At 71.1% G+C, this 20,857-nt stretch carries 13 protein-coding genes; 5 read left to right on the top strand and 8 right to left on the bottom strand.

From position 1 onward, the window contains the following. Nucleotides 1-21 precede the first annotated feature (21 nt). From mmsB to ACIBQZ_RS05985, 5 genes are all read right to left on the bottom strand, one after another. Entirely contained in the window at nucleotides 22-1,317 is a 1,296-nt protein-coding gene (gene mmsB / locus ACIBQZ_RS05965; RefSeq protein WP_396087320.1) for a multiple monosaccharide ABC transporter permease, read from the bottom strand. Further along, complete coding sequence (gene mmsA / locus ACIBQZ_RS05970) at nucleotides 1,314-2,861, bottom strand: multiple monosaccharide ABC transporter ATP-binding protein (protein ID WP_396087321.1); 1,548 nt, start codon at nucleotides 2,859-2,861, stop codon at nucleotides 1,314-1,316. The genes mmsB and mmsA overlap by 4 nt, the downstream gene beginning before the upstream one ends. 215 nt (nucleotides 2,862-3,076) lie before the next feature. Next, nucleotides 3,077-5,260, bottom strand: coding sequence for an MMPL family transporter (locus ACIBQZ_RS05975; RefSeq protein WP_396087322.1), 2,184 nt, complete (start codon nucleotides 5,258-5,260; stop codon nucleotides 3,077-3,079). A gap of 1 nt (nucleotide 5,261) precedes the next feature. Further along, entirely contained in the window at nucleotides 5,262-5,804 is a 543-nt protein-coding gene (locus ACIBQZ_RS05980) for a TetR/AcrR family transcriptional regulator (protein WP_396087323.1), read from the bottom strand. Nucleotides 5,805-5,924: 120 nt separating this feature from the next. Further along, a complete protein-coding gene (locus ACIBQZ_RS05985) occupies nucleotides 5,925-6,341 on the bottom strand; it encodes a MarR family winged helix-turn-helix transcriptional regulator (protein ID WP_396087324.1) in 417 nt (138 codons plus the stop codon). 85 nt (nucleotides 6,342-6,426) lie between these two features. On the opposite strand from ACIBQZ_RS05985, the gene ACIBQZ_RS05990 reads away from it, so the two are divergent. Continuing rightward, complete coding sequence (locus tag ACIBQZ_RS05990) at nucleotides 6,427-8,226, top strand: ABC transporter ATP-binding protein (RefSeq protein WP_396087325.1); 1,800 nt, start codon at nucleotides 6,427-6,429, stop codon at nucleotides 8,224-8,226. Between the two features lie 71 nt (nucleotides 8,227-8,297). Continuing rightward, the gene (locus tag ACIBQZ_RS05995) at nucleotides 8,298-9,023 is read left to right on the top strand and encodes a response regulator transcription factor (protein WP_396087326.1); all 726 of its coding nucleotides are present in this window, start codon (nucleotides 8,298-8,300) and stop codon (nucleotides 9,021-9,023) included. Here the strand turns inward: ACIBQZ_RS05995 and ACIBQZ_RS06000 are convergent. Further along, nucleotides 8,999-10,414 (bottom strand): NAD(P)/FAD-dependent oxidoreductase, encoded by a 1,416-nt coding sequence (locus ACIBQZ_RS06000; protein WP_396087327.1) that lies wholly within the window; start codon nucleotides 10,412-10,414, stop codon nucleotides 8,999-9,001. The two genes, ACIBQZ_RS05995 and ACIBQZ_RS06000, sit on opposite strands and share 25 nt — an antisense overlap. 52 nt (nucleotides 10,415-10,466) lie before the next feature. On the opposite strand from ACIBQZ_RS06000, the gene ACIBQZ_RS06005 reads away from it, so the two are divergent. Genes ACIBQZ_RS06005 through ACIBQZ_RS06015 form a run of 3 tightly spaced genes read left to right on the top strand, consistent with a single transcriptional unit; the run spans nucleotide 10,467 to nucleotide 13,295 of the window. Further along, complete coding sequence (locus tag ACIBQZ_RS06005; RefSeq protein ID WP_396087328.1) at nucleotides 10,467-11,954, top strand: class I SAM-dependent methyltransferase; 1,488 nt, start codon at nucleotides 10,467-10,469, stop codon at nucleotides 11,952-11,954. A 43-nt stretch (nucleotides 11,955-11,997) separates the two neighbouring features. Beyond that, the gene (locus ACIBQZ_RS06010) at nucleotides 11,998-12,516 is read left to right on the top strand and encodes a SigE family RNA polymerase sigma factor (RefSeq protein WP_396087329.1); all 519 of its coding nucleotides are present in this window, start codon (nucleotides 11,998-12,000) and stop codon (nucleotides 12,514-12,516) included. Beyond that, nucleotides 12,513-13,295, top strand: a complete 783-nt coding sequence (locus ACIBQZ_RS06015; RefSeq protein ID WP_396087330.1) for a hypothetical protein — start codon at nucleotides 12,513-12,515, stop codon at nucleotides 13,293-13,295. The genes ACIBQZ_RS06010 and ACIBQZ_RS06015 overlap by 4 nt, the downstream gene beginning before the upstream one ends. Here the strand turns inward: ACIBQZ_RS06015 and ACIBQZ_RS06020 are convergent, their stop codons facing one another. Then, nucleotides 13,296-15,173: a propionyl-CoA synthetase gene (locus ACIBQZ_RS06020; RefSeq protein ID WP_396087331.1), complete on the bottom strand. Its 1,878-nt coding sequence runs from the start codon at nucleotides 15,171-15,173 to the stop codon at nucleotides 13,296-13,298. Between the two features lie 43 nt (nucleotides 15,174-15,216). Then, a complete protein-coding gene (pulA, locus tag ACIBQZ_RS06025) occupies nucleotides 15,217-20,568 on the bottom strand; it encodes a pullulanase-type alpha-1,6-glucosidase (RefSeq protein WP_396087371.1) in 5,352 nt (1,783 codons plus the stop codon). Nucleotides 20,569-20,857: the final 289 nt, after the last annotated feature.

Genomic DNA, 20,857 nt, shown 5'->3' on the forward strand with positions numbered 1-20,857 from the left:
GGTGAGAGGGGTCGGTGGCCGTCAGCCGGACACCGTCGTCTTGGCGGGCTCACGGTCCGCTGCCGACGTTGCCGGTGTGGCGGAAGCCTCCCGGCGGAAGGGACGCGTGATACTCCCGATGATCGAGAAACGGCCCTGGCTCTTGTTGTAGACGTCCAGCGCGACGGCGAGCAGCAGCACCAGGCCCTTGATGATCTGGACCCGGTCGGTGCCGACGCCCTGCAGCTGCAGGCCGTTGTTCAGGACCGCCATGACCAGACCACCGACGATGGAACCGCTGATCGTGCCGATGCCGCCGGCCACCGCGGCGCCACCGATGAAGACGGCGGCGATCGCGTCCAGCTCCCAGCCGTTACCGTCCTGCGGGCCGGAGGCGGCCGACCGCGCCACGAAGATCATGCCGGCCAGCGAGGCGAGCACGGACATGTTCATCATGACGAAGAAGTTGACCCGCTTGAGCTTGACGCCGGAGAGCTCCGCGGCGCGCGAGTTGCCGCCGACCGCGTAGATGTGCCGGCCGCCGGCGGTGTTGCGGGTGTAGAACGAGTACAGGATGACCAGCGCGACCAGGATGATGCCGGAGACCGGGAAGCTGGTGCCCACCCGGCCGCTGGCGAAGCGCAGCGCCACGAAGGCGAGCACGCCGACCATGACGGCCATCCGCAGGATGGAGACCCACAGCGGGCCGGTGTCGGCGTCCATCTCGTGCCGGGTACGCCGGGCCTGCACCTCGCGCCAGACCACCGCGAGGCAGGCCGCGAGGCCCAGCAGCAGGGTCAGGTTGTTGTAGCCGGTGTTCGGCCCCACCTCGGGCAGGAAGCCCGAGCCGATCGCCCGGAAGCCCTCGGGCACCGGGATCGTGTTCGCGTTGCCGATGAACTGGTTGCCGCCGCGGAAGATCAGCATGCCGGCCAGCGTGACGATGAACGCGGGCACGCCGATGTAGGCGACCCAGAAGCCCTGCCAGGCACCGATGGCGGCGCCGATCAGCAGGCCGAACAGGATGGCCACCGGCCAGGGCAGGTCCCACTCCGCCATCGACTTGGCGACCAGGATGCCGGCGAACGCGGCGATCGAGCCGACCGACAGGTCGATGTGGCCCGCCACGATCACCATCAGCATGCCGATGGCCAGGATCAGGATGTAGGAGTTCTGCTGGAACAGCGCGATCAGGTTGTCCGATCGCAGCGTCAGCCCGTCCGTCAGGAACTGGAACAGCAGGACGATCGCCACCAGGGTGAAGATCATGCCGAACTGGCGGGCGTTGGAGGTCGTGCCTCCGAAAAGGTTCTTCTGAAGGTCCTTGAATCGGCTCATCGGGTCTGCATCTTCTTCGTCGAGGTCATCTGCTTCATGAGGGTCTCCGGGTCCGCGTCCTGGCGAGGGATGTCGCCGGTGATCTGGCCTTCGAACACGGTGTAGATGCGGTCGCAGAGCCCGATCAGCTCGGGCAGCTCCGAGGAGATGACGATGACGCCCTTACCCTGGTCGGCGAGCCGCTGGATGATGCCGTAGATCTCGTACTTCGCGCCCACGTCGATGCCCCGGGTGGGCTCGTCGAGGATCAGCAGGTCGGGGTCCGTGAACATCCACTTCGCCAGGACGACCTTCTGCTGGTTGCCGCCGGAAAGCTTGGAGACGCCCTCGTCCACATTGGGCGCCTTGGTCCGCAGCTCCTTGCGGTACGCCTCGGCGGCCTTGTACTCGGCGACCTCGTCCAGCACTCCGCGCTTGGTGATCTTGGAGAGCTTGGCGGACACCGTCGACGTCTTGATGTCGTCGAGCAGGTTGAGGCCGATCGCCTTGCGGTCCTCGCTGACGTACGCGAGCCCGTGGGCGATCGCGTCCGCCACCGACTTCAGGACGATCTCCTTGCCGTCCTTGATGATCGTGCCGGACTCCCAGACGCCGTACGAGCGGCCGAAGACGCTCATCGCCAGCTCGGTGCGCCCGGCGCCCATCAGGCCCGCGAAGCCCACGATCTCGCCGCGGCGGACCACGAAGCTCTCGTTCTTGCAGACCTGGCGCTCGGCGGAGATCGGGTGCCGCACGTTCCAGTCGCGGACCTCGAAGAAGACCTCGCCGATCGTCGGGGTGTGGTCGGGGAACCGGCTGCTGAGCTCGCGGCCGACCATCCCGCGCACGATCCGGTCCTCGTCGACGCCGTCGGCCTTGACGTCCAGCGTCTCGACCGTCTTGCCGTCCCGCAGGATGGTGATCTGGTCGGCGATCGACTCGATCTCGTTCAGCTTGTGCGAGATCATGATCGAGGTGATGCCCCGCTCGCGGAAGCCGCGCAGCAGGTCCAGCAGGTGCCGGGAGTCCGCCTCGTTCAGCGCCGCGGTGGGCTCGTCCAGGATGAGCAGCTTGACGTCCTTGGCGAACGCCTTGGCGATCTCCACCAGCTGCTGCTTGCCGACCCCGATGTCCTTGATCAGGGTGTCCGGGTCCTCGCGCAGCCCGACCCGGGCCAGCAGCTCGCGGGCCTGGCGCTGGGCGGACTTCCAGTCGATCACGCCGCGCCGGCGGGGCTCGTTGCCGAGGAAGATGTTCTCGGTGATCGAGAGTTCCGGGATGAGCGCGAGCTCCTGGTGGATGATCACGATGCCCGCGTGCTCGCTGGCCCGGATGTCCGGGAAGCGGGTCGGAGCGTTCTGGTAAACGATGTCACCCTGGTACGTGCCGTGCGGGTAGACGCCGCTGAGAACCTTCATCAGCGTGGACTTGCCGGCACCGTTTTCGCCGCAAATGGCGTGGATCTCGCCGGCGCGCACCACCAGGTTGACGTCGGAGAGAGCCTTGACTCCGGGGAACTCCTTGGTGATGGAACGCATCTCCAGGAGGATCGGCGCGTCGCTCATAGCTCGCACCACCTCGCCAATGTCATGGATGCCTCCCGGGAGGTTCTGGCTTTCACCTGGTTTTGTTGCCGATGGCAACCTATTCAGAGCGGAAGATGATTCGCAAGTTTCTAGATCACCGGACAGGTAACAATCCGGCAATAAACAGCCGGGGCGTGCGATGCACGCCCCGGCTGTGGTCGTTCGGCCCCTGGTCAGGCCCCATCAGGCCCTGGTCAAACGGCGATCGGCTCCGGCTGCGGCGCGTTCGCGAGCTCCGCGCGCAGCCGCTCCCCCTCGATGTCCACGTTCGGCAGCACCCGGTCCAGCCACCTCGGCAGCCACCAGGCGGAGCGGTCGAGCAGCGAGATGACCGCCGGCACGATGGTCATCCGGACCACGAACGCGTCGATCGCCACGCCGATCGCCAGCGCGAAGCCCATCGACTTGATCACCGGGTCGTCCAGCAGGATGAAGCCCGCGAAGACCGACGTCATGATCAGCGCGGCCGCGGTGACCACCCGGGCGCCGTGGCCCATGCCGCTGATGGTGGCCTCGTGCGCGGTCTCGCCGTGCACGAAGTCCTCGCGCATCCGCGACACCAGGAACACCTCGTAGTCCATCGCGAGGCCGAACAGGATGCCGATCAGCAGGATCGGCAGGAAGCTGATCAGCGGCCCCGGGGTGTCCAGGCCGACCAGGCCGGCCAGGTGACCCTCCTGGAACACCAGCACCGTGATGCCGAAGGTGGCGCCCACGGTGAGCAGGAAGCCGAGCGCGGCCTTGACCGGCACCAGGACGGACCGGAAGACCAGCATCAGCAGCAGCACCGACAGGCCGACGACCAGCAGCAGGTAGACCGGCATCGCGTCGGAGAGCTTCTCGGACACGTCGATGCCCACCGCGGTCTGCCCGGTCAGCGCCACGTCCGCGGTGCTGACGGCGGCCACCCGGTCGCGGACCTCGTGCACCAGGTCCTCGGTGGCCGCGTCGGTCGGGCCGGTGGTCGGCAGCACGCCGAGCAGCGCGGTCCGCTTGTCCTGGCTCAGGTTCGGCGGGGTCACCGCCAGCAGGTTCGGGGTGCCCTGGAGCAGCTGGGTGGCCTGCTGCGCGGCCGCCGCGGTGGCCTCGGGCGAGTCGCCGGAGACGACCAGGGCCAGCCGGCCGTTGAAGCCGGGGCCGAAGCCCTCGGTGATCAGGTCGGCGGCGTCGCGGGCGGGCGTGCCGATCGGGCCGGCGCCCGCGCCGGGCAGCGCCACCCGCATGTCCAGCGCCGGCAGCGTCAGCGCGCCCAGGCCGAGCACCCCGACCAGGATCACCGGTACGCGCAGCCGGATGATCAGCCGCGCCCAGCGGAAGCCGAAGCCCTCCACGGCCGAGGCGTGCGAGGCGGCCCGGGAGCGGGAGGCGCGCAGCCGGCGGGGCAGCACCCGGTCACCGGCGAAGCCGAGCAGCGCGGGCAGCAGCGTGATGGCGACCAGCACCGCCACGGCGACGGTGCCCGCCGCGGCCAGGCCCATCACGGTCAGGAACGGGATGTCCACGACGGCCAGGCCGGCCAGCGCGATGACCACGGTGATGCCGGCGAACACGACGGCCGAGCCGGCGGTGCCCACCGCACGGGCGGCCGCGTCCTCCGGCGCCAGGCCGTCGACCAGGTTCTGCCGGTGCCGGGAGGTGATGAACAGCGAGTAGTCGATGCCGACCGCCAGGCCCAGCATCAGCGCCAGCACCGGCGCCGTGCTGGTCAGCGTGACGACGCCGCTGAGCGCGAACAGGCCCGCCATGCCCGCGCCCACCCCGATCAGCGCGTTGAGCATCGTCATGCCGGCGGCGACCAGCGAGCCGAAGGTGACCACCAGGACCACCAGCGCGATGATGACGCCGATGCTCTCGGTGCCGCCGACCTCGGGCTCGGCGTTGAGCACCTCGCCGCCGTGCTCGACGCGCAGCCCGGCGGCCTCGGCGGCGGCGCCGCTGCGCTCGTACGCGGTGCGCTGCTCCTCGGTGATCTCGTCGGCCCGGGTGGCGAACTGCACCTGGATCAGGCCGAACTGCCCGTTCTGGGAGAGCGCCTTGGCGGTGAACGGATCCACCGCGCCGAGCACGCCGGGCAGCACCGCCGCCTCCTTGACCAGGCCCTCGACCGCCGGCTTGAGCGCGGGATCGGCCAGGGTGCCGCCGGCCGGCGCGCCCACCACGATGGTGCCGGTGGCGCCGCCGGCCTCCGGGAACTCGCGCTGCAGGGCGTCGATCGCGCGCTGCGACTCGGTGCCGGGCATGGTGAAGTCGCTGGAGGACGGGCCCTTGAAGGCCAGGGCGGCGCCGCCCAGCGCGGCCAGCAGCACCAGCCACAGCGCCACCACGAGCTTGCGGCGGCGGAACGAGGCCCGGCCGAGCCGGTACAACAGGGTTGCCATGTCAGTCCTTCATCCGGGTAGTGAGCAGGGCACGCTTCGCCACGGCGACCAGGGCGGAGCGCAGGACGTCGTCATCGGGTTTGTCGATGGCGACGGAGCAGATGCCGGCGAGCAGCACCTCGGCGGCGATCCGGTCGGTGGGCTCGGCGGAGCCGGCCGTGAACGCGGCGCAGAGGTTCTCGATCAGGGGCTGGGCGTCCGCGAACGCGGGGGTCATCAGCACGTCCAGCGAGCCGTAGTAGATGAGGCCGGCCTCGCGGCGGTAGCGCAGCACCAGATCGACGAAGCCGTCGATGGCGGCCTCGCGCGCGGGCTCGCCCTCGAGCGCCGCCAGCCGGGCGGTCAGCTCGGCCAGCTCGGCGGCGGCGGGCGCGACCAGGGCGGCGAGGATCGCCTCCTTGCTGTCGAAGTGGTACAGCAGGGTCGCCTTGGAGCAGCCCACCCCGGTGGCGATGTCCTGCAGGGAGGTGCCCTTGAAGCCGGCGTGCGCGAAGAGGTCGGCGGCGACGGCGATGATGTCGTCGCGGGTCCGGGTGCGGGCCATGCGATCCAGGATGCCTGACCGATCGGTCAGAAGCTGGCCGATCGGTCAGTTAGTGACCCAGGTAACTCAGCACGATACCGAGGCGAGATAACGCCAGGTCGAAACCGGCCAAAAAGGGACTTAATCCCGGAGCTGCCGCAGGATCCGCGTCAGGTCGGCGCGGTCGTCGGCACCCAGGCCGGCGAAGAACCGGTCCGCCGCGGCCTCCCGGGCGGACCGGATCGCGTCGCCGGCCGCCGAGCCGGCGGCGGTCAGGTTGACCAGCGTCGCGCGGCGGTCGCCGGGGTCGGGGGCGCGCTCCACCAGACCGCGCCGGGCCAGGTCGTCGACCACTTCGGTGGCCGAGCGGGGCGCGATCCGCAGGTGCTCGGCCAGGGCGCCGGGACGCATCGGGCCGTGGCGCAGCAGGACGGCGAGCGCGCGGCCGTGCGACGGCGTGACGTGCAGCGGCTCCAGCGCCTCCCGGTTGAGGTGGCGCAGGCTGCGGGCCACGGACCAGAACAGCTCGGCGAGGTTCTCGTCGGCGGGATCGTCCACGGGAATACCGTACCAGCGGTTGCGGTTGTTACCTCATGATGAGGTAACCTCACTAATATCCCCGTACCGGAAGCAGGTTGTGCTCTTGGAACCGCCACCCGTCGAAGGCGGCCGCCGCGGCCGCACCACCACCACCGTCACCGCCGCCGAGAAGAAGCAGGCCCGCGAGGTCTCGCTGCGCCGCATCGGCCGGCTCTTCCGCGCCCACCGGCTGCAGCTCGGCGTCGTCACCGCGATCATCGTGGCCTCGTCCGTGCTGGCCATGGCGTCGCCCTTCCTGCTCCGCGAGGTCATCGACCGCGCGCTGCCCGAGCAGGACGTCACGCTGCTGGTCTGGCTGGTCGCCGGCATGGTCGCCGTCGCCGCCGTGACCGCCGCGCTCGGCGTGGTCCAGACCTGGATCTCCACCACCGTCGGCCAGCAGGTCATGCACCGGCTGCGCGTCGACGTCTTCACCCACCTGCACCGGCAGTCCGTGGCGTTCTTCACCCGGACCCGGACCGGCGAGGTGCAGTCGCGCATCACCAACGACATCGGCGGCATGCAGTCGGTGGTCACCTCGACCGCCACCTCGATCGCCTCGAACCTCACCACCGCCATCGCGACCGCGGTCGCCATGGCCGCGCTGTCCTGGCAGCTCTCGCTCGTCTCGCTGGTCGTGCTGCCGCCGGCGATCATCCTGACCCGCCGGGTCGCCCGGATGCGCAAGGAGATCACCGCCCAGCGCCAGCGCGAGCTCGCCGACCTCAACGTCACCGTCGAGGAAGGCCTGTCGATCAGCGGCGTGCAGCTGAGCAAGACCATGGGCACCGGCGCCGCGCTGGTCGACCGCTTCACCGCCTCCTCGACCCGGCTCATCGACCTGGAACTGCGCTCGGAGCTGGCCGGCCGCTGGCGGATGGCCGCGATGAGCATCATCTTCGCCGCCATCCCGGCGGTCATCTACCTCAGCGCCGGGCTGCCGCTGACCGCCGGCACGCTGAGCATCGGCACCCTGGTCGCCTTCACCACGCTGCAGGCCGGGCTGTTCCGGCCGCTGATGGGCCTGCTCGGCGTCGGCGTGTCGCTGACCAGCTCGCTGGCCCTGTTCGCCCGCATCTTCGAATACCTGGACCTGCCCGTCGAGGTGGACGACCCGGTCACGCCGGTGCCGCTGCCCCGGCCGGTGCGCGGGCACCTGCGGTTCGAGGACGTCACGTTCGCGTACCCGGGAAGCGGGACCGCGGCAATCGCGGGCGTCACCCTGGACGTGCCGGCCGGCACGTCGCTGGCCCTGGTCGGCGAGACCGGTTCCGGCAAGAGCACGCTGGCCGCGCTGATCGCCCGGCTCTACGACCCGGCCGCCGGCCGGATCACCGTCGACGGCATCGACCTGCGCGACCTGCGCCTGGCCGACCTGGCGAGCATCGTCGGGGTGGTCAGCCAGGAGACCTACCTGCTGCACACGACCGTGCGGGAGAACCTCCGGTACGCCCGCCCGCAGGCCACCGACGAGCAGATCGAGCAGGCGGCCCGCGCGGCGCAGATCCACGACCTGATCGCCGGGCTGCCGGACGGCTACGACACCGTTGTCGGCTCGCGCGGCCACCGGTTCTCCGGCGGCGAGAAGCAGCGCATCGCAATCGCCCGGACGCTGCTGCGCGACCCCCGGATCCTGGTGCTGGACGAGGCGACGAGCGCGCTGGACACCTCGACCGAACGGGCCGTGCAGCGGGCGTTCGACGAGTTGAGCCGCGGCCGCACGACGGTGACGATCGCCCACCGGCTGTCCACGGTCCGCGACGCCGACCAGATCGTGGTGGTCGACCACGGCCGGATCCTGGAGTCGGGCACCCACGAGACCCTGGTCTCGGTCGGCGGCCGCTACGCCACCCTGGCAGCCTGAGCCCGTCCGGTCACAGGGTTTGCACATGGGCAGCTCAGTGCCTCCACAAGGCGCGGGCCGACCATCGGTTCATGACGATGACCGCAGCGGCTCCCGGGAGCCTGACCGGCGCCCCCGGACGGCCTGCCCGGATTCTGGTGGTGGATGACGAACCGTCCCTCGCCGAGCTGCTGACGATGGCGCTGAGCTACGAGGGCTGGGACGTGCGCAGCGCCGACAACGGCGCCGAGGCGCTGCGGGTTGCCGGTGAGTTCGGGCCCGATGCCGTGCTGCTCGATGTGATGCTGCCGGATTTCGACGGGGTCGAGGTGTTGCGGCGGCTGCGCGAGCGGCTGCCCGGGCTGCCGGTGCTGTTCCTGACCGCCCGGGACTCCGCCGAGGACCGGGACGCCGGGTTGCGGGCCGGCGCCGACGGCTACCTGACCAAGCCGTTCAGCCTGGAGCAGGTGGTGGGCCGGTTGCAGGCGCTGATCGGCGTGCCCGGCCCGGCCGACGGCTCGGTGCTCACCGTCGGTGACCTGGCCCTGAGCGTCGAGCGCCGGACCGTGCACCGGGGTGGCGCGGCGCTCTCGCTCACCTCGACCGAGTTCGACGTGCTGCACCTGCTGATGCGCCGGCCCGGTCAGGTCGTGCCCGAGGAGGAGATCCGGGCGCACGTCTGGGGCGGCACCTTCGGCGGCCGGACCAACCTGGTCGCGCTCACCCTGACCTCGCTGCGGCGCAAGGTCGACGCCGGGCGCGAGCCGCTGCTGCACGCCGCCGACCCGGCCGGCTACCTGATCGTCGCCCCGGCCTGATCCGTCGCCCCGGCCTGGTCCGTCGCCCCGGCCTCATCCGTCGCCCCGGCCGACTCGGCCCGGCGGCGGTCGAACGGGTCGCCGTACTCGCGGACCGCGGCGCGGGCGTACGCCTGCTGGAACGTCGACACCCGCTCGGACCGGCCGCGGCCCAGGAAGCTGACCGCCCAGTGCAGCACCGCGGTGGTCCGGTTCTTGAAGCCGACCAGGTAGAGCAGGTGCACCGCCAGCCACATCAGCCAGCCCAGGAAGCCGGAGACGCGGATCTTGCCGACGCTGGCCACCGCGGAGAACCGGGAGATGGTGGCCATGCTGCCCTTGTCGAAGTACTTGAACGGCCGGGCCGGCTCCTTGCCCGCCAGCCGGCGCTTGATCGCGTCGGCCGCGTACCGGCCGCTCTGGATCGCCACCTGGGCGACGCCGGGCAGCTTGTTCAGCGCGATCATGTCGCCGACCGCGAAGATCTCCGGGTGCCCGGGCAGCGTGCAGTCCGGGTTGACCTTGATCCGGCCGGCCCGGTCGGTCTCGGCGCCGGCCTGCTCGGCCAGCTTGCGCGACAGCGGCGGGGCGGCCACCCCGGCGGCCCACATCTTGGTCATCGACTCGATGCGCTCGTGCCCGCGCTTGGTGTCCACCTCGATGCCGGTGGCGTCCACGTCGACCACCTTGGTCTCCAGCTCGACCTCGACGCCGAGCAGGTGCAGCCGGCGCAGCGCGCGGGTGGACAGGTGGTCGCCGAAGGTGTTCAGCACCGCGGGCAGCGCGTCGATCAGGATGATCCGGGCCTTGCGCGGGTCGATGTGCTGGTACTGCCCCGGCAGGGTGCGGTGGGCCAGCTCGGCGATCTGCCCGGCCATCTCCACGCCGGTCGGGCCGGCGCCGACCACCACGAAGGTCAGCCAGCGCTCGATCTCGGCCGGGTCGGTGTGCAGGTCGGCCAGCTCGAACGCGCCGAAGATCCGGGCGCGCAGCTCGAGCGCGTCGTCGATGCTCTTCATGCCGGGCGCGTGGTCGGCGAACTTGTCGTTGCCGAAGTACGACTGGGACGCGCCCGCCGCGACGATCAGGGTGTCGTACGGCACGGTGTAGTCGATCCCGGGCGCCTCGACCGCGACCGTCTTCGCCGCCACGTCCACGTCGCTGACCCAGCCGAGCTTCACGTCGACATTGTCCTGGCGCCGCAGGATCTCCCGGATCGGCGGGGCGATCTCACCCTCGGACAGGATGCCGGTGGCCACCTGGTACAGCAGTGGCTGGAAGAGGTGGTAGGCCGTGCCGTTGATGAGCGTCACATCGACGTCGGCCCGGCGCAGCGCCTTGGTGGCGAACAGCCCGCCGAAGCCGGCTCCCACGACCACTACCCGGTGCCGGCGATCAGATCGTTCAGGCATCACAGTCTCCGCTTGTCGTGGTCGGCGCTGTCCGTACGGTATCAACGACGTGATGGAAACTCTTTTCTTGCTGTTCCCCGGCCGTCACCACGTGCTTACCCGGTTCCAGGCCGACTACCTGCGCCGGTGGCCAGGTGTGACCATTGTCTGGCCGGTCACCTCGGCGAACCATGAGAACACGAAGCGTAACCCGGTGCCGTACCACCGCCGCGAGGCCGCGATCGAGCGCTTCAGCGTCCTCGCCGGCCTGCGCTCGGTGGTGGTGCCGATCTTCGACACCGCGCCGACCGACCGCTTCGCCGAGGTCACGCTGAAGAACATCACCGTGGCGACCGGGCTGGAGCTGACCCCGGCGAACACCGTGGTCGCCTGCTCGACGCCGGCGGTGGCGGCGCTGTATCGCGGGCTCGGCTTCACCATCGCCGGGGTGGAGGCCGACAGCACGCCGGAACCGGCCCGGCCGTGGGACGTGCTGCTGCGGCTGGCCGCCGGCGACGAGAGCTGGCGTGAGCTGGCCCACCCGGCGACGGTGGACGTCTTCGACCGCTACCGGCTGGTGGACAGCGTCCGCTCGGTGGTCAACGACCCGGTGGTCGGCGCCGAGGGCGGGCTGACCGCGACCCGCAACTACCGCACCTACGTGGAGGCGTTCGCCGACAGCGCGGCCCGCAAGTGGGAGCTGGTCGAGCGGCACGTGCGGCCGGGCCGGATCGTGGACCTCGGCTGCGGCGCCGGGGCGGTGCTGGAGCTGGCCGACCGCGAGCCGGCGCTGCGCGAGAGCGACCTGATCGGGGTGGAGATCGCCCGGCACCTCTACGAGGAGTGCGTGCACAAGAAGGCGCAGGGGGTCTTCACCAACGCCAACGTGTTCTTCTACCGCCGCAACGTGCTCGGCGGGGCGATCTTCCCGCCCCGGTCGATCGACACCACGCTGACCTTCGCGCTGACCCACGAGATCTGGTCCTACGGCGACCGCTGGGAGTCGCTGCGCAGGTTCGCCCAGGCCATCTACGACCACACCGCGCCGGGCGGCGTGTGGATCAACAGTGACGTCTGCGGCCCGGACAACAAAGACCGTAAGGTCCTGCTCACCCTGGACGACACCGACGGGGCCAACCCGCCCGAGCCGCGCCGGGACCTGACCGGGGAGGTCGCGGAATACGTGGGCGGCCTGTCCACCCGGGCCCGCCTGGACCAGTTCGCCGTGGACTTCCGCTTCCCGTTCAGCTACGTGGCCGCCGGCAACGCCGTCGAGCTCACCCTGGGCGCCGCCATGGACTACCTGACCCGCAAGGACTACGCGGACAACTGGCTGTCGGAGGTCCAGGAGCAGTTCTGCGGCCTGGAGTACGCCGACTGGAAGTCCCTGCTGGCGGACGTGGGCTTCGAGGTGGACCCGGCCTCGGCCACCAGCCGCAACGACTGGATCATCGACCACCGGATCGCCCCGACCGCGACCCTGGCCGCACTGGACGGCACCCCGCTGGAGTGGCCGGTCACCCACGTCCTGCTGGTGGCGCGCCGGCCGTTCAACACCTGACCCGGCGTCTCAACCTTTTCCGGGTCTGCGGCGTAGGAGGGGTGTGAGCGTGAAGATGGAACGGGCCGATGCGGACCGGGCCTACGGCGAGTTCGTGGCACGGGCGTGGGATCACCACCTGCGGGTGGCCCGGTTGCTCACCGGCGATCCGCACCGTGCCGAGGAGCTCCTGCAGGACTGCCTGGTCAAGCTGTACTCGCGATGGCACCGGATGTCGTGGCACCAGAACCCGGACGCCTACCTGAGAAGCATGCTGGCCAACGGCAACGTGAGCTGGTGGCGCCGGCGACGACGGGAACACCTTGTTGCCGACTCGCCGGAGCAGGCCGACCCCCGGGCCGCACCGGCCGAGCCGTACGAGGAGCTGAGCCGGGCCCTGCTCACCCTGCCGCGCCGACAGCGGGCGATCGTGGTGCTGCGCCACTACGCCGACCTCAGCGAGAAGGAGGTCGCCGCGGCGCTCGACTGTTCGGTCGGCTCCGTGAAGTCCCAGAACTCGCGGGCACTGGTGCGGCTGCGTGAGGTCCTGTCCGCTCCGCATCACAAAGGAGTCAGCCCGTGAACACCGAAGAGCGTCTGGCCGTCGCCCTGCACGTCGTTGCGGACACCGCGGACACCCCGCCCGCGCCGGTGGCCGACCTGATCCGGCGCGGTCGGCGCCGGCGACGCGCCCAGCGGCTGACCCGGACGATGATGGTGGTCGGCGTGGTGGCCGTGGTCAGCGGCACGACGGCACTGACCGTTTCGGCCCTCCGCCCCGCGCCGGCTCCGGTGGCCGCCGCCCCCGTGGACGTGGCCTCGGGGGCCGAAGCCACCAGTGCCACCAGCTTCCGTTTCCAGCACACCGGAAGCACCGCGGACGGACGTGCCGTTGCCTGCCACGGCGCTGTCGATCCTGGTGCCGGGGTGGGCTGGGAGCAGGGCACCGGCGCCGACCGCTACGAGATCCGTTTTGTCAACGCCACGCAGTACGTCAAGCCGGCCGGCAAGCCCTGGCGGGCGGAACACCGCGCCACGTTGGCCCAGTCGATGAGCTGCCCCGGGCCGATCGCCGAGTTCACCGTCGACCCGGCGGCCGTGGTCCGGTCGCTGAAGGAACGCGGCCGGGTGGAGTACACGGGCCGGACGGGAAGCGGCCAGGACGCGGTGGACGTGTACACGTACACCTACTCGGTGAAGGGCGGCCTGCTGACGTACAGCGGCGGGATCGAGGCCGGTGTCGCCTCGCGTCACGTCCAGAAGGTGACCCTGAACCTCAGCGGGGACGGGGCGAACAACAACTTCACCACCCTGTACTCGGGGTTCGGTGAGCCGGTGCGGGTCACCGTGCCCAAGATCTGATCAGTCCGTCAGGATCGGGCGCAGCACGTCGAGGACGGCCGGGTCCTCGATGGTGGAGGGCACCGGTTCGGCGACGCCGTCGGCGATGCCGCGCATGGTCCGGCGCAGGATCTTGCCCGAGCGGGTCTTCGGCAGGCCCGGCACCACGTCCACCCGGCGCAGCGCCGCCACCGGGCCGATCCGGTCGCGGACCATCGTGACCAGCTCCGCGCTCAGCCGCTCCGGGTCGATCGCCGTGCCGGACTTCAGCACCACGAAGCCGCGCGGCAGCTGGCCCTTGAGCGGGTCGTGCACGCCGATCACCGCGCACTCGGCGACCGCCGGGTGGGAGGCCAGCACCTCCTCCATCGCGCCGGTGGACAGCCGGTGCCCGGCCACGTTGATGACGTCGTCGGTGCGGCCCATCACGTACAGGTAGCCGTCGGCGTCGAAGCGGCCGCCGTCGCCGGTCAGGTAGCTGCCCGGGAAGGCCGACAGGTACGAGCGGACGTACCGCTCGTCGTCCTGCCACAGGGTCGGCAGGCAGCCCGGCGGCAGCGGCAGCCCGATGACGATCGAGCCGTCCTCGCCGGGCGGCACCTCGGTGCCGTACGGGTCGACCACCCGGACCCGGTAGCCCGGCACCGGCACCGACGGGGTGCCCGGCTTGGTGGGCAGCTCCTCCAGGCCGCGCGGGCTGGCCGCGATCGGCCAGCCGGTCTCGGTCTGCCACCAGTTGTCGATCACCGGCACGCCCAGCCGCTCCCCCGCCCAGCCGTACGTCTCCGGGTCGAGGCGTTCCCCGGCCAGGAACAGCAACCGCAGGCTGGACAGGTCGTGCTGGGCGATCAGCTTGCCCTCGGGGTCCTCCTTCTTCACCGCGCGGATGGCCGTCGGCGCGGTGAACATGACGTTCACCCGGTGCTGGGCGATCACCCGCCAGAACGCGCCCGCGTCCGGGGTGCCGACCGGCTTGCCCTCGTACAGCACGGTGGTGGCGCCGGTGAGCAGCGGCGCGTACACGATGTAGGAGTGCCCGACCACCCAGCCCACGTCGGACGCGGCCCAGAAGACGTCGCCCGGGCCGGCCGCGAAGATCGCCTCCATCGACCAGCGGAGCGCGACCGCGTGCCCGCCGTTGTCGCGGACCACGCCCTTCGGGCGTCCGGTGGTGCCGGAGGTGTAGAGGATGTAGAGCGGGTCGGTCGCCGCGACCGGTACGCACTCCGCGGGCTCGGCGCCGGCGATCGCGTCGGCCCAGGTCACGTCGCGTCCCGGGGTGAGCTCGGCGAGCAGCTGCGGGCGCTGGAGGATCACGCAGCCGGCGGGCCGGTGCGTGGCCAGGCCCAGCGCGCGGTCGAGCAGCGGCTGATACTCCACGATCCGGGACGCCTCGATGCCGCAGGAGCTGGCCACCACCACGACCGGGCGGGCGTCGTCGATGCGGGCGGCCAGCTCGGGCGCGCCGAAGCCGCCGAACACCACCGAGTGCACCGCGCCGAGGCGGGCGCAGGCCAGCATGGCGACGACCGCCTCCGGGATCATCGCCATGTAGATGACCACCCGGTCGCCCGGCCCGACGCCGAGACCCCGCAGCGCCCCGGCGAACAGCGCCACCTCGTCGCGCAGCTCCCGGTAGGTGTACGTGCGCAGCGTCCCGGTGACCGGGCTGTCGTGGATCAGCGCGGGCTGCTCGCCCCGCCCGGCGTCCACGTGCCGGTCCAGGGCGTTGTGGCAGGTGTTGAGCCGCGCGTCGGGGAACCACCGGTAGATCGGCGCGGCGCTGTCGTCCAGGATCCGGTCCGGCGGACTGTCCCAGTCGATCGCCCCGGCGGCCTCGCGCCAGAAGCCCTCGGGATCGCGGAGACTGCGCTCGTACGCCTGCCGGTAGTCACCCATGCAGCAAGGGTGACCACCGGCAGGGCCCTACGTCCAGAGGCGATCAGTCCTGGACGAACACCGCCGTGGTCCGGGCCGGCACCGTGAAGGTGCCGGTGGCCCGGTCGAACGACGCCTGCTCGTGCTGGAGCGGGTGCAGGCCGATGCTGGCGCCCTTGAGCGCCGGGACCGTCTGCCGCGCCGCCGCCGGGGTGGCGTTGAAGACGACCGTGACCGACTTCCAGCGGCGGTCGAGCCCGCGCCCGTCCAGCCGCATGGTGATCACGCCGGGCGTCTCGGCCGCCCCGGAGAGCGGGAACGACAGCCGCTTCTGCACCTCGGCCGCGGTCGGCAGGCCGAACACCGGCGACGACTTCCGGATCGCCAGCAGCTCCCGGTAGCGGGCGTCGGCGAGGTTCACCGCGTCACACCCGGGCACCAGCTTCTCCTCGGCCAGCAGCGGCTTGGCGTACGGCCACTTGGCCTCGTTGTCCGCCGCCGGCGGCAGGCCGCGGCCGAAGCCGTTGCCCTTCGCGCAGTCCCAGGTGATCTCGTTGAACCAGTCGCCGGAGTTGAACGAGTTGCGGTCCAGCGACTTGGACCGCAGCCGCTCGCTGCCCGCCGCCAGGAAGCCCACGCCCTGGCCGAGCGCGGTGGTGGACAGCGCCACCGACTGCATCTTCGCCCGGTCGATCGCCGAGGTGGCCTGCGGCAGCTTGTACGCGAGCGCGTCGTACAGGATCTCGTTGTCGTGCGCGTCCACGTACGTGATCGCCTCGCCGGGCGCCGCGGTGTAGCCGGCCGGCTGACCGTTGTAGTCGATCTGGTCGCCGGTGACCGCCGTGCCCGCGGAGCCGGTGAACCGGTACTTGGCCAGGTTGCCGGCCAGCCCCACCTTGATCAGGTCCTGGTGGTGCAGCAGCCGGGCCTTCTGCTCCGCCGCGGTGCCGTTCACCGGGTCGCCGTTCGGGTCGGTGAACAGCCCCGAGCCGAAGCCCTGGATCCGCGGGTTGTCGTCGAACGGGCCGCCGCCGCGGACGCCGTCGCGCAGCCGGTCGTTGAACGTGCCGATGCCCGTACCGGCCATGTTCTGCTGGGTGGCCTGCACGAAGCGGGCGTCGCCCGCGACCTCGCCGAAGTCCCAGCCCTCGCCGTACAGGTAGATGCTCTTGCCGTCGACGCCGTCGCGGGCGACCGTCAGCTTGTCGAGCGCGGCCCGCACGGCCAGGATGTTCGCCTTCGGGTGGTGACCCATCAGGTCGAAGCGGAAGCCGTCGACCTTGTACTCCTTGGCCCAGGTGACCAGGGAGTCCACCACCAGCTTGCCCATCATGGTGTGCTCGGGCGCGGTGTTGGCGCAGCAGGTGGAGTTCGCCACCGTGCCGTCCTCCAGCAGCCGCTGGTAGTAGCCGGGGACGATCTGGTCGAGCACCGAGTGCGGGTCGGTGCCGGCCGCCGAGGTGTGGTTGTAGACGACGTCCATGACCACGCGCAGCCCACCGGCGTTGATCCCGGCGACCATCTCGCGGAATTCCCTGGTCCGCGCGTCCGGGTCGACGGCGTAGCCGCCCTCGGGGGCGGTGTAGTGCAGCGGGTCGTACCCCCAGTTGTAGCCGTCCTTGGCGGCCACCGCCGCGACGCACTTCTGCTGCTCGGCCGAGTCGGGCGGCAGCGCCGCCAGGTCGCAGGCCGGCTGCTGCTGGTCGGCGCGCTGCTCCGGGATGGTGGCGAAGTCGAAGACCGGCAGCAGGTGCAGATGGGTGGTGCCGGCATCGGCCAGCGCCCTCAGCTGCCTCATGCCCGCGGTGCGCGGGTCGGTGAAGGCCCGGTAGGTGCCGCGGGCGGCGGCCGGGACCGTGCTGTCGGCGATCGAGAAGTCCCGCACCGACAGCTCGGAGACCTGGAGCTTGCCCGGGGTGTAGGCGGGCTTGCGCAGCTTGTCCCAGCCGGCCGGCTTGTCCTGGGACAGGTCGGCGATCCGGCTGTGCTTGGAGTCGGTGGACAGCGCCACCGAGTAGGGGTCGGTGACCGAGGCCGTGACCACCTTGTTCGCCGCGGGCTGCCAGGCGGTGACCCGGTACCGGTAGTACTTGCCGGTCCAGTCCTTGCCGCCGCGCACCAACCAGACGCCGGTGTCCGCGTCGCGGGTCATCGCGACCTGCTTCGCGGTCGCCGCCGGGTTGTCGAACAGCTCCAGTGCCACGGTGCGTGCGGTCGGCGCCCATACCGCCAGCGTGGGCCGCCCGCCCCGGATGGTCGCGCCGAGCTCGGCCCGGGCCGCGGCGGCGTAGACGTCGTCCAGGGCGCCGGCGGTCTGCACGCCGGTCGCGGAGAGCAACTTGCCCTCGGCGTCGCGCTCGGTGACCGCGACCTGCCCGCGCAGCACGTCCTTGACCTTGGCGGTGTCCCGCAGCCGGAACGCCGGATACTGCCACAGGTGCGGGTTCTTGGCCCGCTGCGCCTCGGTCAGCCCGTTGCGGCGGGCGTCGAGGCGGACGCTGCCGTGCGGGCCGGTGAGCTCACCCTCCACGATGCTCATCCCGCCCTCGGGGGCGTAGACCAGGTCGTAGACCCGGCCGTCGGTGCCGGCCCCGACCGGCTCCAGCGAGCTGCCGGTGCCCGCCTTCCAGGCGATGGTCCCGCGGTCGATCCAGACCGCGGCGGACTTGCCGAGGTCCGCGACACCGCCGCCGGCCTTGCGCACCACGGGCAACAACCTGTCCGGTACGCCCGAGAGCAGCCACACCTCCCGCCCGGCCTTGGCGAAGTCGAGCCGCTGGTCGTCGGGCAGATCCTTGGTGTCGCCCTGGTGGATGATGTAGTTGAGCCCGGTGGCGCCGGCGGCCAGCGGCACCCGGAAGGTCACGCCGAACTTGTCGGTGGCGGCGGGCTGCAGCGGCGCGGACCAATCGGTGCCGGTCGCGGCGCCGTCCCACACGTGCAGCCCCCAGCCCGCGTAGTCGCCGTCGGCGCGGCGGTAGTGCAGGATCGCCGTGTCCGGGTCCTGCTCGGCGGCCGGCCCGGTGGTGGTGACCGTGGCGTCGCCCTGTCTGAGCCACACCTCCGGGGTCTTCGTCGGGTCCAGGAAGCGGTCGGCGTCGACGTCCTTCACGCCGTCCTTGTTGACCACGATGAAGCCCACGTTCTTCGCGCCGGGCTTCAACTTCACCCAGGCGAACCTCCCGTACGCGTCCACGCCGTCGAAGGGCTGCCCGGCGGGCCAGGTGGTCGTGGTCTCGACGTCGCCGAAGGCGTACAGGCCCCAGTTGTCGTAGTCGCCGGCGGGGCGCTGGTAGTGCACGATCGCGTAGTCCGGGCCGGCGGTCACCGGCGGCGTGCCGACCTTGATCCGGGTGCCGGAGACGGCGAGCCGGCCGCGGCCGTCGCGGACCACCGCCTTGTACTGCACCGGGGTGCCGCCGGCCAGGCCGGTCAGATCGTGGTGGATCCGGTAGGGCGCCTTGTCGGCGGTGCCGAGCAGCCGCCACGGGCCGTCGCCGACCTGCGCGGCGAAGGTGACCGTGGCGAGCGGGTCGCCGGTGGTGGTCGCGGTCAGCTCGGTGCGGGTGGGCACCAGGGCACCGGGCGCCTGCACCTCCACGGTCGGCGCTCGGCCGGCTTGCGCGATCGGCTCGGCGGCTTTGAGGACCACCGAGGACAGCGCCGGGACGGTGACGGTCAGCTTGCCGTCGGCGCCGGTGGCCGTCGTGCCGGTGGCGCCGTAGATGCCGGCGAAGGAGCCGCTCGGCGTCCAGGTGTCGAGGGTGACGGCCTGCGGGGTGGTGGCGTTGTTGGTCGCCACCACGTACTCGGTGCGGGCCTTGCGGTCGATCCGGGAGGTGGCGAACACGCCGGGGCCGTCGCTCGCGTACCGGTCGACCTGCACGCCGGTGACCAGGGCCGGGTGGGCCTTGCGCAGCTCGGCCAACGCGCCGATCGCCCGGTAGAGCGGATGGCCGGTCTCGTAGTTGGCGACCGCGTGCGTGCGGTCGGTGCCGATCAGGTCGTCGTCGAGGTAGTCCGCCGACTTGCTGGCGAACATGTCCTGCCGGGCGTCCTTGTCGCCGCCGGGGCCGGTGAAGCCCTGCTCGTCGCCGGAGTAGATCACCGGCTGGCCGCGGGTGAGGAACATCAGCTCGTGGGCGAGCTGGTCGCGGCGCAGCTGGACGGCCGGGTCCTGCTCCTTGGCGGCGATGAACGAGCCGATCCGGCCCATGTCGTGGTTGCCCAGGAACGTCGGTAGCCGGTCGGCGCCGGTGTCGTCGGTGGTGTAGAGGTCGTCCTTGGCGTACAGGTCCTGGAGCACCTTGGCCGAGGCGCCGTCGGCGGCGAAGGACTTCGCGGCCGCCTGGAAGGAGAAGTCGAGGATCGCGGGCAGGCCGCCGCGGCGCACGTAGGTGGACTCGATCTCCTGGTCGGCGCTGTAGACCTCGCCGAACATGAAGAAGTCCTTCTTGCCGGCCTTGCGGGCAGCCTTGTTGATGCCCTCGGCGAACTGCGGCCAGAAGTCCAGGTTGGTGTGCTTGACCGTGTCGAGTCGATAGCCGTCGATGCCGGTCTTCGCGATCCAGTCCCCGTAGATCTTCGTCATGCCGGCGACCACCTCGGGCCGCTCGGTGAACAGGTCGTCGAGGCCGACGAAGTCGCCGTACTCGCTGTTCTCGCCGACGAAGGTCGAGTCACCCCGGTTGTGGTACATCGCCGGATCGTTGAGCCAGCCCGGCTTCTTGACGCTGGTGTCCTTCGCGTCGATCACCGGCGTGTACGGGTACGACTGGTCGTTCAGCTCCGGGAAGGCCCGGGTGCCGTCGGCGTAGTTGCGGTCCTCGAACTCCCGCCCCCGCGCGTCGGTGTAGGGCGAGGTCGCCTTGTCGAGGTAGTCGTACTTGTTCTCCGCGTACTTGATGACGTCCGCGGTGTGGTTGACGATGATGTCCAGGTAGATCTTCATGCCCCGCCGGTGCGCGAGCTTGACCAGGCGTTCCAGGTCGGCGTTGGTGCCGAAGTGCGGGTCCACCCGGGTGAAGTCGGTGATCCAGTAGCCGTGGTAGCCGGCCGAGATGTCGGCGCCGCTGCCCTGCACCGGGCGGTTCTTGAAGACCGGGGCGAGCCAGATGGCGGTGGTGCCCAGCCCCTGGATGTAGTCCAGCCCGTTGATGATCCCCTGCAGGTCACCACCGTGATAGAAGCCCTTGTCGGCCGGGTCGTAGCCGGTGGCGAGCCGGTCGCCGGGCAGCTTGCCGGTGTCGTTGGACGGGTCGCCGTTGGCGAACCGGTCCGGCAGGACGAAGTAGAACTGCTCGGCGGGCCCGGGCTCGGCGTCGAAGCCCCAGCTCGCCAGGGCGGCGGCGCTGGGCTCGGCGGGGCCGGCGGCGCGGGCGGGCACGGCCGCGGCGACACTCAGCACCACGCCCATGATGACAAACCAGACGAGCGTCAGACGCCGTCCGAGCTGGAGGGTTTCCACATTGAGGCCTTCCGATGGCAGGGCGACGACGCACGCTAACCTCCGGCAGACGGGCCATGCAAGACTTTGCAGAAACTGTCGTGCAATTACATCGCCGTCGTAGGGAAACAATCTGGACATGAACGGCGTGGCCCATGAGCTACGTGGCCGGGCTGGGCGCGCTTCCACTTCGCCGACGGCCGCGGCGACGCGCCACGACCGACTGACCCAGCTGCACCAGGCCCGGCTACCCGCCGGC

Source organism: Actinoplanes sp. NPDC049599 (assembly GCF_044465625.1).
In the GTDB taxonomy this organism is placed as follows: domain Bacteria; phylum Actinomycetota; class Actinomycetes; order Mycobacteriales; family Micromonosporaceae; genus Actinoplanes.

Coding starts and splice junctions, on each gene's coding strand:
- mmsA (WP_396087321.1), bottom strand. CDS start 2,861: ATGAGCGACGCGCCGATCCTCCTGGAGATGCGTTCCATCACCAAGGAG.
- ACIBQZ_RS06020 (WP_396087331.1), bottom strand. CDS start 15,173: ATGGGTGACTACCGGCAGGCGTACGAGCGCAGTCTCCGCGATCCCGAG.
- ACIBQZ_RS06005 (WP_396087328.1), top strand. CDS start 10,467: ATGGAAACTCTTTTCTTGCTGTTCCCCGGCCGTCACCACGTGCTTACC.
- ACIBQZ_RS05975 (WP_396087322.1), bottom strand. CDS start 5,260: ATGGCAACCCTGTTGTACCGGCTCGGCCGGGCCTCGTTCCGCCGCCGC.
- ACIBQZ_RS06000 (WP_396087327.1), bottom strand. CDS start 10,414: ATGCCTGAACGATCTGATCGCCGGCACCGGGTAGTGGTCGTGGGAGCC.
- pulA (WP_396087371.1), bottom strand. CDS start 20,568: ATGGGCGTGGTGCTGAGTGTCGCCGCGGCCGTGCCCGCCCGCGCCGCC.
- mmsB (WP_396087320.1), bottom strand. CDS start 1,317: ATGAGCCGATTCAAGGACCTTCAGAAGAACCTTTTCGGAGGCACGACC.
- ACIBQZ_RS05995 (WP_396087326.1), top strand. CDS start 8,298: ATGACGATGACCGCAGCGGCTCCCGGGAGCCTGACCGGCGCCCCCGGA.
- ACIBQZ_RS05980 (WP_396087323.1), bottom strand. CDS start 5,804: ATGGCCCGCACCCGGACCCGCGACGACATCATCGCCGTCGCCGCCGAC.